General features: G+C 71.3%; 8 protein-coding genes. 2 read left to right on the plus strand and 6 right to left on the minus strand.

The window, feature by feature from the left end:
• Positions 1 to 51: 51 nt before the first annotated feature.
• Positions 52 to 402, minus strand: coding sequence for a hypothetical protein (locus ACFV7Q_RS26920; protein WP_385432066.1), 351 nt, complete (start codon positions 400 to 402; stop codon positions 52 to 54).
• A gap of 220 nt (positions 403 to 622) precedes the next feature.
• On the opposite strand from ACFV7Q_RS26920, the gene ACFV7Q_RS26925 reads away from it, so the two are divergent.
• The gene (locus ACFV7Q_RS26925) at positions 623 to 1,054 is read left to right on the plus strand and encodes a GNAT family N-acetyltransferase (protein ID WP_385432068.1); all 432 of its coding nucleotides are present in this window, start codon (positions 623 to 625) and stop codon (positions 1,052 to 1,054) included.
• A gap of 82 nt (positions 1,055 to 1,136) precedes the next feature.
• On the opposite strand, the gene ACFV7Q_RS26930 is transcribed toward ACFV7Q_RS26925, so the two are convergent.
• The 5 genes from ACFV7Q_RS26930 to ACFV7Q_RS26950 all read right to left on the minus strand — a co-directional run bounded on the left by ACFV7Q_RS26930 (position 1,137) and on the right by ACFV7Q_RS26950 (position 6,203).
• Positions 1,137 to 1,472: a type II toxin-antitoxin system VapC family toxin gene (locus tag ACFV7Q_RS26930; RefSeq protein WP_385432070.1), complete on the minus strand. Its 336-nt coding sequence runs from the start codon at positions 1,470 to 1,472 to the stop codon at positions 1,137 to 1,139.
• A 180-nt stretch (positions 1,473 to 1,652) separates the two neighbouring features.
• Positions 1,653 to 2,450, minus strand: a complete 798-nt coding sequence (locus tag ACFV7Q_RS26935; protein ID WP_385432072.1) for a hypothetical protein — start codon at positions 2,448 to 2,450, stop codon at positions 1,653 to 1,655.
• Positions 2,451 to 2,457: 7 nt separating this feature from the next.
• Positions 2,458 to 3,360: a phosphatase PAP2 family protein gene (locus ACFV7Q_RS26940; RefSeq protein WP_385432073.1), complete on the minus strand. Its 903-nt coding sequence runs from the start codon at positions 3,358 to 3,360 to the stop codon at positions 2,458 to 2,460.
• 130 nt (positions 3,361 to 3,490) lie between these two features.
• Positions 3,491 to 4,525, minus strand: a complete 1,035-nt coding sequence (locus ACFV7Q_RS26945) for a LacI family DNA-binding transcriptional regulator (RefSeq protein ID WP_361096941.1) — start codon at positions 4,523 to 4,525, stop codon at positions 3,491 to 3,493.
• A gap of 25 nt (positions 4,526 to 4,550) precedes the next feature.
• Complete coding sequence (locus ACFV7Q_RS26950; RefSeq protein ID WP_385432075.1) at positions 4,551 to 6,203, minus strand: glycoside hydrolase family 13 protein; 1,653 nt, start codon at positions 6,201 to 6,203, stop codon at positions 4,551 to 4,553.
• A 244-nt stretch (positions 6,204 to 6,447) separates the two neighbouring features.
• On the opposite strand from ACFV7Q_RS26950, the gene ACFV7Q_RS26955 reads away from it, so the two are divergent.
• On the plus strand, positions 6,448 to 7,719 hold the full coding sequence (locus ACFV7Q_RS26955) for an extracellular solute-binding protein (protein WP_385432076.1): 1,272 nt from the start codon (positions 6,448 to 6,450) through the stop codon (positions 7,717 to 7,719).
• The last annotated feature ends 41 nt before the right edge of the window (positions 7,720 to 7,760 follow it).

Consider the following 7,760-nt stretch of genomic DNA (forward strand, 5'->3'; position numbering starts at 1 on the left):
CCTGCTGCCACTGCGTTTGCGTGGTCCCGCAGGTACTCCGGCCGTCCCGCATCAGCACGTGTAACCGTGAGGGACCTGAAACAGTGCCACGAACCCCCACACCATCACCGCCGTGCCGGTCACCCCGCCGAGCAGTGCGACCGTCGGGCTCCGCCGCCCGACGTACCCGGCGACCACGCCCCACCACGTCACCGCGACCAGCGTGAGCAGCGCCCCGTAGAGGGCGAGGGCGAGGCCGTTGGCGGCCCCGTTCACGCCGGCGTCGCAGGCACGCCAGGCAGCGGAGAGCAGGACCGACCCGAGCACCCCCGTGCCGACCCCCGCCAGCGGCGCCACCACACAGCCCCACGCACCGGGCGCGGGCCGGTTCGCCTCCCGCTCCGCCTCCTCCAGTCGCTCCACCGCCCCCTCCGTCCTGTGCCGCAGCGGGCCCCGGTCAGGCCGTCGCCGTACTCGTCGTAGTGAGGGACGCCGATCCGGACGCGTACCGTTCCGGCTCGTCCAGGAAGCCTCGGACGTGTCCGCCGCCGGGCTGCGCACCGCGCTGGACCGGGTCCTTCTCCAGGGCCCGACGGACGATAACGGCTGGCCGGGGCCGGGCGGGCGCTGGTTGGATGCCGGGATGACCACTGAACTGCCCGACGGCTACGAGATTTCCACCGACCCCGCCCGGCTCGATGTCGGCCTGGTCCACCGCTGGCTCTCCGAGGACGCGTACTGGGCCCTCGGCCGCAGCCGCCAGAAGCAGGAGGACGCCATCGCGGGCTCCGTGAACTTCGGCGTCTACGACCAGGCCTCCGGGGCCCAGCTCGCGTACGCCCGCGTCGTCACCGACCGGGCCACCTTCGCCTGGCTCTGCGACGTCTACGTGGATCCCGGCGCCCGCGGCAAGGGGCTCGGCGGGGCGCTCGTCGAGGCGGTCAAGGAGCACCTGGAGCCGTACGGGCTGCGCCGGATCCTGCTCTCCACCGGCGACGCGCACGCCGTCTACGCCCGGGCCGGTTTCACCCCGCTGGACTCGCCGGAGAAGTGGATGGCGTTCGGCCGGCAGTAGGGCCGCCCGGACCTTCGGGCAATGGGGCGCCAATGATCGCCGTCGGCCGGGGCCAACCTTCGCCGAGGATGCGCAGGTGGTGCTAGGCGGCGATCCACCTGTCGTTCGTCGGCTGCGGCCGCCCGCCCTGCCTTCCTGCAGGGGAGAGCTTGCCCCAGGTGGCGGCGACGGCTTCATCGCCGGGGAGGACGGGGATGCCGGAGAGCCAGTCGGCGAGTTCCTGTCGGCGGCGGCTGCCCCAACTGCGGATCTCGGTCCACTGGGTCAGTTCGCCGAAGGTGACGAAGGTGATCAGGGGCTTGCGGCCGATCAGACGGGTGGCCAGCGGGCCGGTGAGCTTGCCCTTGTGGGTCAGGGACGCGACATCGGTGTCGAGGACGACGGGTTGCATGGCGGCGGCGCTCAAGCGACGTCGCATCGGCGCTCGGCGTGAATGAAGGCGAGCGGCCAGTAGTTCCTCGACCGTCAGCCGTGGCCGGAGCGGCGGATAGATCGGGTGCTCGGATTCCGCTGCACTCGTGGTGAGGACCTCCCCGCTGACACCGATCACTGCCTGCCGAGGGCCATGATGCGGCCGCTCGCACGCCCGCCGTGGTCGTCAGTGCAGGTCCACCTGGAAGCCGTGGCGGTGGTCGGCGGGGCAGGTGAAGACCCGCAGGTCGCCGTAGCGGCCGACGACCACGCCCGTCTCGGCGTCGCTGGCCGCCGTGAACAGCAGGGTCATGGTCGTGCCGCAGTCGGCGCACTCGAACACCGCGGGGTGGTTCAGGTGCCAGGTGGGCCAGCCGCCCAGCTTCCAGCCGCCGAGGCGGGTGATGGCGTCACCGCCGTCACCCAGCGCGCGGACCGACTCCGCCAGTCGCGGGCGGATCTCCTCGGGCAGCTCGTCCCGGAAGGGGAAGTCGGTCACGTACTCGGCGGTGAGGGTGCAGGCCCGGGGCAGGTAGCCGTCCTCGTCGAACCGCACCGGCGCCGGCGGGTCCGTGAGCCGGTCCGCCACGTCGGCGGCGCGCCGCCACCGGACCTCGACCACGGGGCTGCCCTCGCTCTGACGGGCCGGCGGATCCCAGTGCTCGTTGGGGCACCACAGCACCTGGAGCACGTCGATCCCGTCCGGCCACCAGGGCCCCGGTACGTCGCGCCGGAAGATCTGGGCGACCGGCACCATGGCCGTGGCGGGCCCGCCGTCGGGGTCGGGGTCGGTCTCGTCGGGCAGGGAGCACGTGGGCCACGGTTCGTCGGCCGGCCACAGCAGCGGACCGCCGAGCGAGCTGCTGCCACGGTCCGGCTGCCCGCGCTCCGGGTGCAGCAGTGCCGCGTCCCGCGCGTACGGGGCGAGCTCGGGCACGGCGGCGAGTACCGCCTCGGCCCGGGGTCGTCCGGGAGGGCGCGGCATCGTGCCCTCAGCTCCGAGGGGGCGGGGTGCGGAACCGGTTCAGCAGCGCGGCCGTCGCCGGATGCGGGCCCGTGAGGACGGGGTGCCGCGGCAGGCGGTGGGGGAGGCTGCCGTACCAGGAGAGGGACACCGCGTACCCGAAGGCGAGGCACAGCATGCCGCCGAGGGCGTCCAGCCAGAAGTGGTTGGCGGTGGCCACGATGACGACCAGCGTGGCCGTCGGGTAGAGCAGGCCCAGGATCCGGGCCCACGGCGCCGCCGCCACCGCCCAGATGATCAGCCCGCACCAGAGCGACCAGCCGATGTGCATGGACGGCATGGCGGCGTACTGGTTCGACATGTTCTTGAGGTTGCCCGAGGCCATCGAGCCCCAGGTGTGGTGGACCAGCACCGTGTCGATGAAGTTCTCGGTCTCCATCAGCCGCGGCGGCGCGAGCGGGAAGAAGTAGTAGCCGACCAGGGCCACGCCCGTGGTGGCGAAGAGGACGAAGCGGGCGGCTGCGTACCGCCCCGGATGACAGCGGTAGATCCAGGCGAGGACACCGAGGGTCACCACGAAGTGCAGCGTGGCGTAGTAGTAGTTCATGCCGACGATCAGCCACGTCACCGAGTTCACGGTGTGGTTGACGGTCTTCTCCACCGCGATGCCGAGGGTGTGTTCGATCTGCCACAGCCAATCGGCGTTCGCCAGGGCGACCGCCTTCTGCTCGGGCACGGCGTTGCGGATGAGCGAGTACGTCCAGTAGCTGACCGCGATGAGCAGGATCTCGAACCAGATCCGTGGCCGGCGCGGGGCCCGCAGGCGGGTGAGCAGCGTGTGCTGGTGTTCCGGACGGGGCTCGTCGTCGACCGCAGGGGGCGACGAGACGTCCGTCCTGGTTTCCAGTGTCTTCACGCTCGCTTCACCCATGGGACGAGAGTCTGCCAGATGCCTTCTCGCCTTCGATCATCCCTCGGGACTGTCCCGTCTGCAGCCGCTCAGCCTCGGGGATGACACGCCCCGGAAGGGCCCCGCCGGGGCGCCGTCCGGGGCGGACCGGCTACGAAGGCCCCCGGTGCTGCTCGGGACCGGACGCGGTGGACCCGCGGACGACCAGCTCGGGCAGGAAGACGAACTCGCTGTGCGGTGCCGGCGTGCCGCCGATCTCCTCCAGCAGCGTGCGGACGGCGGCCTGGCCCATGGCCTGCACGGGCTGCCGGATCGTGGTGAGCGGCGGGTCGGTGAACGCTATGAGCGGCGAGTCGTCGAAGCCGACCACCGAGACGTCCTGCGGTACGCGCCGCCCCTGCTGCCGGGCGGCCCGGATCGCGCCGAGCGCCATCATGTCGCTGGCGCAGACGATCGCCGTGCAGCCTCGCGCTATCAGCGCCGTGGCGGCGGCCTGCCCGCCCTCCAGGCTGTAGAGGGAGTGCTGGACGAGTTCCTCGACGGCGGCTTCGTCCAGGCCGAGCCGTTCCCTCATGCCGAGCCGGAAGCCCTCGATCTTGCGCAGCACCGGGACGAACCGCTTCGGGCCGACCGCCAGGCCGATCCGGGTGTGGCCGAGCGCGGTCAGATGGGTGACCGCGAGCTGCATCGCCGCCCGGTCGTCGGGGGAGACGAAGGGCGCCTGCACCTTGTCGGAAAAGCCGTTGATGAGGACGAAGGGGACGCCCTTGGCCCGCAGTTGTTCGTACCGGCCCATGTCGGCGGTGGTGTCGGCGTGCAGCCCGGAGACGAAGATGATCCCGGAGACCCCACGGTCGACGAGCATCTCGGTCAGCTCGTCCTCGGTGGAACCGCCGGGCGTCTGCGTCGCCAGTACGGGCGTGTAGCCCTGGCGGGTCAGTGCCTGGCCGATGACCTGGGCGAGCGCGGGGAAGATGGGATTGTCCAGCTCGGGGGTGATCAGCCCGACCAGTCCGGCGCTGCGCTGGCGCAGCTTCACCGGGCGCTCGTAACCGAGTACGTCGAGCGCGGCCAGCACGGATTCGCGGGTGCCTGCGGCCACACCGGGCTTGCCGTTGAGCACGCGGCTGACTGTGGCTTCGCTGACCCCCGCCTGGGCTGCGATGTCGGCAAGCCGTGCGGTCACAGGATTGGACTGTACCGGTCGCGGGCTACGAAGCCCACCAGGTGCACGAATCCGGGGGAAGACGGACGGTCCGCCCGTCCGTCTCGACGGGAGCGCTGGAGAGGACGGGACGGCCCGGAGAGGGCAGTTCGACCCGGTTCGTCCGACTGTTGAGGGTGCAGGCGAAACCGGGCCGGGTGAAGAGCAGTACGCCTTCGGGGGCGGACTGCCAGGTCAGCGGGCCCGCGTCCGGGCCGCCGAGGCCGGGTAGGGCGCGGCGCAGCTCCAGGGCGGCCCGGTACAGCTCCAGGGTGGAGTGCGGGTCCCCGGTCTGTGCGGTCACGGTCAGCGCGCCCCAGCCGCGGGGCTGCGGCAACCAACTGCTGCCGGACGGGCCGAAGCCGTACGGCGGCTCCTTCCCGGACCAGGGCAGCGGGATGCGGCAGCCGTCGCGCAGCCCGTCCTGTCCGGCGGTGCGGCGGAAGGCGGGGTCCTGACGGACCTCGTCGGGCAGGTCGGTGACTTCCGGCAGGCCGAGCTCCTCGCCCTGGTACAGGTACGCCGATCCGGGCAGCGCCAGCATCAGCAGGGCGGCGGCCCGCGCCCGGGCCAGACCGCGGCGGCCGTCGCCGTTGCCGTAGCGGGTGACGTGGCGTACGACGTCGTGGTTGGACAGCACCCAGGTCGTCGGGGCGCCGACCGCGGTCGTCGCGGCGAGCGACTCTTCGATCACGGTGCGCATCGCTGCGGCGTCCCAGGGGCAGTTCAGGAAGCGGAAGTTGAACGCCTGGTGCAGTTCGTCGGGCCGGACGTACAGGGCCAGCCGCTCCGAGGTCGGCGCCCAGGCCTCGGCGACACCGATGCGCGGGCCCTCGTACGAGTCCAGGAGACGGCGCCAGGAACGGTGGATCTCGTGGACGCCGTCCTGGTCGAAGAAGGGGAGCGGCTCGGTGCCGATCAAGGTGGCCTGGGCGCCGCGGCCGATGTCGGGCAGGCCGGGCGCCTTGACCATGCCGTGGGCGACGTCGATGCGGAAGCCGTCCACGCCGAGGTCGAGCCAGAAGCGCAGGACGGACGCGAACTCCTCCGCGACCTCGGGGTGCTCCCAGTTCAGGTCGGGCTGCTGGGGGGCGAAGAGGTGCAGGTACCAGTCGCCGTCCGGGGTGCGGGTCCAGGCGGGGCCGCCGAAGACGGACTCCCAGTCGTTCGGGGGTTCGGCGCCGTCCGCGCCGCGGCCGGGGCGGAAGTGGTAGCGGGCCCGGGCGGGGGCCCCCGGGCCGGTGGCGAGGGCCTCGCAGAACCAGGGGTGCCGGTCGGAGGTGTGGTTGGGGACGACGTCGACGATGACCCGCAGGCCCAGGGCGTGCGCGGCGCGGACCAGGTCGTCGGCGTCGGCCAGGTCGCCGAAGAGGGGGTCGACGGCCCGGTAGTCGGCGACGTCGTAGCCGCCGTCGGCCTGCGGGGAGACGTAGAACGGCGTCAGCCACACCGCGTCGACACCGAGCCGGGCCAGGTGCGGCAGGCGGGAGCGGACCCCGCGCAGGTCGCCGATGCCGTCGCCGTCGCTGTCCGCGAAGGAGCGGACGTACACCTGGTAGATGACGGCATCGCGCCACCAGCCGACGCGATCGTCGACAGCGCTTTCAGTGGCCTTGCTGGAAGCGCTTGCAAGCCCGGAGGCGGTCAGCTCATGGGTCATATCGGGCTCAACGCGCCCACATGCCCCCTGGTTGCGGGCTGCCGAAGCCCTCCTTGCAGGCCTGATGACCCGACGGAAATTCGAACGACCAGCAAGCGGCGGCAACCGTCAGGACACGCGGTTGTAACGATCGGGCCCGCTTGCAGAAAATTGCCGCAAGCTCTTTCGGCCGGCTTTCAGGCTTGTTACGTTCCCTGCAACTCGGGACCGCGAGGGAGCGGCCGGGATCATCGAAGGAGTTCATATGCGGCGTGGCATAGCGGCCACCGCGCTGGTCGCGACCCTGGCGCTCGCGGCGACGGCTTGCGGCGGTGACACCAAGGACGACAGCGGTACCCAGGCCGGTGGGGAGCTCTCCGGCACGGTGACGTGGTGGGACACCTCGAACGATGCCGAGAAGGCCACCTTCCAGAAGATCGCCGAGGGGTTCACCGCGAAGCACCCGAAGGTGACCGTCAAGTACGTCAACGTCCCGTACGGTGACGCGCAGAACAAGGTCAAGAACGCCTTCAGCAGCGGCTCCGAGGCCCCCGACGTGATCCGCGCCGACGTCGGCTGGGTCGCCGACTTCGCCTCGCTCGGCTACCTGGACCAGGTCCCGGCCGACACCGTCAAGAAGGTCGACGCCGAATTCCTGCCGCAGGCCGCGGCCAGCGGCAAGTACGAGGGCAAGACCTACGCGGTCCCGCAGGTCATCGACACCCTCGGCCTCTTCTACAACAAGAAGATGCTCGCCGACGCCGGCGTCCAGCCCCCCAAGAGCCTGGAGGAGCTGAAGACCGCCGCCGCCGCGATCAAGGAGAAGACCGGCAAGACCGGCCTGTACCTCCGCGGCGACGACTCCTACTGGTTCCTGCCGCTGATCTACGGCGAGGGCGGCGACCTGGTCGACGCGAAGAACAAGGCCGTCACGGTCGACAACGAGGCCGGCGTCAAGGCGTTCAAGGCCGCCCGTGACCTGGTCGCCTCCGGTGCAGCCGTCACCAACTCCACCGACGGCTACCAGAACATGCAGACCGCCTTCAAGACCGGCCAGGTCGCCATGATGATCAACGGCCCCTGGGCGATCAAGGACACCTACGCCGGCGAGCAGTTCGCGGACAAGGCCAACCTGGGCATCGCCCCGGTCCTGGCCGGCTCGGTCAAGGCGGGCGGCCCGCAGGGCGGCCACGACCTCGCCGTCTACGCCGGGTCGAAGAACCGCGCCGCCGCGCACGCCTTCGTCGAGTACCTGACCTCGCAGGAGGTCCAGGTCCAGTCCGCCAAGGAGCTCAGCCTGCTCCCGACCCGGACCGCCGCCTACGAGCACGCCGACGTCAAGTCCAACGACATGGTCCAGTTCTTCAAGCCGGCCGTGGACAAGGCCGTCGAGCGCGCCTGGATCCCGGAGAACGGCTCCCTCTTCGAGCCGCTGAAGGTCGAATACACCAAGGCCGTCACCGGGGCCTCGACCCCCGAGGACGCCGCCAAGGCCGCCGGCGCCGAGTTCCGCAAGATCCTCAAGGGCTGGAAGTAACGACGACCATGGCTGCCGACACCAGCCAGTCGGTGGCGAAG

The sequence above is a fragment of the Streptomyces sp. NPDC059851 genome, from assembly GCF_042732005.1.
Classification (GTDB): Bacteria; Actinomycetota; Actinomycetes; order Streptomycetales; family Streptomycetaceae; genus Streptomyces.